Here is a 3,077-nt window from a genome sequence, read left to right on the forward strand (position 1 = left end):
ATCTCCGCCGCCGCTATACCCGTTTCTGGCGCCACAAAGTCCGCCTGCTGCTGGTGGCCGGTGAACCCGCGCACATTGCCGCCATCGCCCCCGGTCTGGCGGAAAAGCAGTGGCTCGAAGGCCACCGCACGGTGCTGATTTACGGCGGCACTCTGTCATCGGCGCCGGATACTGAACGCCTGACCGCCCTGCGCAAGCTGCGCCGCAGCCGTCCGCTGGACGGCATCGTGCTGGCGCTTGATGAGGCGCAGGCGACCAGTGCTACCCTGGATAACCATCTTCGCACCCTCGAGCAGGTCGGAGAGGCCCTGCGCTGGCAGCCGCCGGTGTACCTGTGGCAGGTGACTGACAGCGCCTGGCCGCAGGATACCCGCATCAGCCAGACGGTGGGGGCGCTGTTCCCGCCCGGCGCCACGCCGGAGGGGGTGGCGCAACAACTCCGCGCCATTCTGCCGTCCCTGGGGGAAAGGGGAATGCAGCAGCTGTGCGCCGACCCGGCCCATGATTATCTGCTGCGCCTGGGGCGCACGCTAGAGGGGAGCGGCATTGCCCGCTGGCGTACGCTGCTGACGCCCTGGCTGACGGAGCGCCTGCAGCGCGTTCCGCTGCGCGGCCTGATGTTCAGCCCGCCGCTGGCGCCGGACACGACCGCCGGGGAGGCGCCACATCCTCACCGCTGGTCCGCTCCGGCGGTCTGGCAGGGAGTGACGGCGGACTGCGCTCAGGCGCGGGGCGTGCGGGCCGGTCTGCCCTGGCAGCGCGCATCGGGGGTTATCGCCCTGTCGCTGATGGCCCTGTGGGGGGCGGGCAGCCTGGTCTCCTTCGCCGTTAACCGCCAGCATATTGTCAGCGCGGCGCAGCTGCTGGTGAGCTCTCCCGCGGTGAATGATGAACAGCTGATGGCGCTGCAGGCGCTGCGTAACGATATCGGACGGTTACAGCATCAGCAGGCGCACGGCGCGCCCTGGTATCAGCGCTTCGGGCTGGACCATAACGCCCCGCTGCTGGCGGCCCTGATGCCGTGGTACGGGCAGGCGAATAACCGGCTGATACGCGATGCGGCGGCGCAGGCGCTCACAAAGCAGCTGAACGCGCTGGCAGACCTGCCGCCGCGCAGTCCGCTGCGCGAGAAACGGGCGAAGCGGGGCTACGACCAGCTGAAGGCGTACCTGATGATGGCGCACCCGGAGAAGGCGGACGCCGCGTTTTTTGCGCAGGTGATGAAAACCGCCGAACCGTCCCGTCCGGGTCTGTCCCCGGCGCTGTGGCAGGAGATGGCGCCGGATTTGCACACCTTTTACATGCAGAGCCTGCCCGCGCAGCCGTCATGGAAAATCACGCCGGATGCGGCGCTGGTGGCGCAGGTGCGCAGGGTGCTGCTGGAGCAGGCAGGCCAGCGCAACGCCGAAAGCACGCTCTATGAGAACATGCTGACGGCCGTCCGGCGCAACTATGCCGATATGACGCTTGAGGACATGACGCCGCAGACCGACGCCCGCCGTCTGTTCAGCACGGGCGAGGTGGTGCCGGGAATGTTCACCCGCCAGGCGTGGGAAGGCGGGATTCAGGACGCCATCGACGCCGCCGTGGCCTCGCGGCGCGATGAAATCGACTGGGTGCTGAGCGACAACCGTAACACCGTGTCCACGGATGTCTCCCCGGAGGCGCTGAAACAGCGGCTGACGAACCGCTACTTTACCGATTTTGCCGGAGCGTGGCTGAACTTCCTTAACAGCATCCGGCTGAATCCGGCGCACAACATTACCGATGTCACCGACCAGCTCACCCTGACCGGCGATGTCCGCCAGTCGCCGCTGATTGCGCTGATGAACACTCTGGCCTGGCAGGGGCAGACCGGAGAGCAGGGGGAGGCTCTCTCTGATTTCCTGGTGAGGACGGCGAAAAATCTGCCGGGTAAGGATAAAAAGCCGGTCATTGACCAGCAGGCAGCCGGTCCTCGCGGCCCGCTGGACAGCACCTTCGGCCCGCTGCTGACCCTGACGGGCAAAAACAGCGCGCAGAAGGTGATGGCTGCCGACAGCTCGCTCAGCTTACAGACCTGGCTCACCCGCATCACCCGCGTGCGCCTGAAACTTCAGCAGGTGGCGAACGCCGCCGACCCGCAGGCGATGATGCAGCAGCTGGCGCAGACGGTGTTCCGGGGCCGGAGCGTGGAGCTGACCGACACGCAGGAGTACGGCACCCTGGTGGCGGCCAGCCTCGGTGAGGCGTGGCGCGGTTTCGGGCAGACGATGTTTGTTCAGCCGCTGACTCAGGCCCGGGAGGCGGTACTGCAGCCGTCGGCGGCCAGCCTGAACGAGGCGTGGCAGCGCTCCGTGGTCGCGAACTGGAATGCGGCGTTTCAGGGGCGCTATCCCTTTGCGGCCGGGAAGAGCGACGCTTCGCTGCCGATGCTGGCGGCGTTTATCCGCCGCGATACCGGACGTATTGACCGTTTTCTCAGTACGGAGCTGGGCGGGGTGCTGCGCCGGGAGGGCAGCGACTGGGTGGCGGACAGCACCCGCAGCCAGGGGCTGACCTTCAGCCCGGCCTTCCTGAACGCGGTGAACCAGCTCAGCCAGCTGTCCGATATCCTGTTCACCGACGGCAGCCAGGGCATCAGCTTTGAGATGCAGGGGGTGGCGATGCGGGAAGTGGTGGAAACAGCGCTGACGCTTGACGGGCAGACGCTGCACTATTTTAACCAGCTGGCCGACTGGCAGCGCTTCCGCTGGCCGGGGGTGATGAATAAACCGGGGGCGATGCTGACCTGGACGTCAACGACGGCGGGAAGCCGTCTGTATGCAAACCACAGCGGCCCGTGGGGCGTCATCCGGATGCTGGAGCCGATGGCGCGGCAGAAAGCGGGGGACGGGCTGTACCGGCTGACCGTCACCGCGCCGGACAGGCGGCAGCTGCAGTGGCTGCTGCGCACGGAGCTGGGCGACGGTCCGCTGGCGCTGCTGAAACTGCGCAACTTCAGGCTGCCGGCGCAGATATTCAGCGCCGGTGTCCCGGCAGCCGGCCGCACGGATGAAGAGGAATATGACGCGGGGAAGGTGAGTGAATAATGAACC

1 protein-coding gene is annotated in these 3,077 nt (G+C 67.0%); it reads left to right on the forward strand.

The window, feature by feature from the left end:
* Positions 1–3,071: ImcF-related family protein (locus K2184_RS28855; protein ID WP_439237810.1), on the forward strand; the 3,071-nt coding region annotated here is incomplete at its 5' end.
* Positions 3,072–3,077 lie beyond the last annotated feature (6 nt).

This window comes from Klebsiella sp. K5-306, assembly GCF_051835185.1.
Lineage (GTDB): Bacteria > Pseudomonadota > Gammaproteobacteria > Enterobacterales > Enterobacteriaceae > Klebsiella > Klebsiella oxytoca.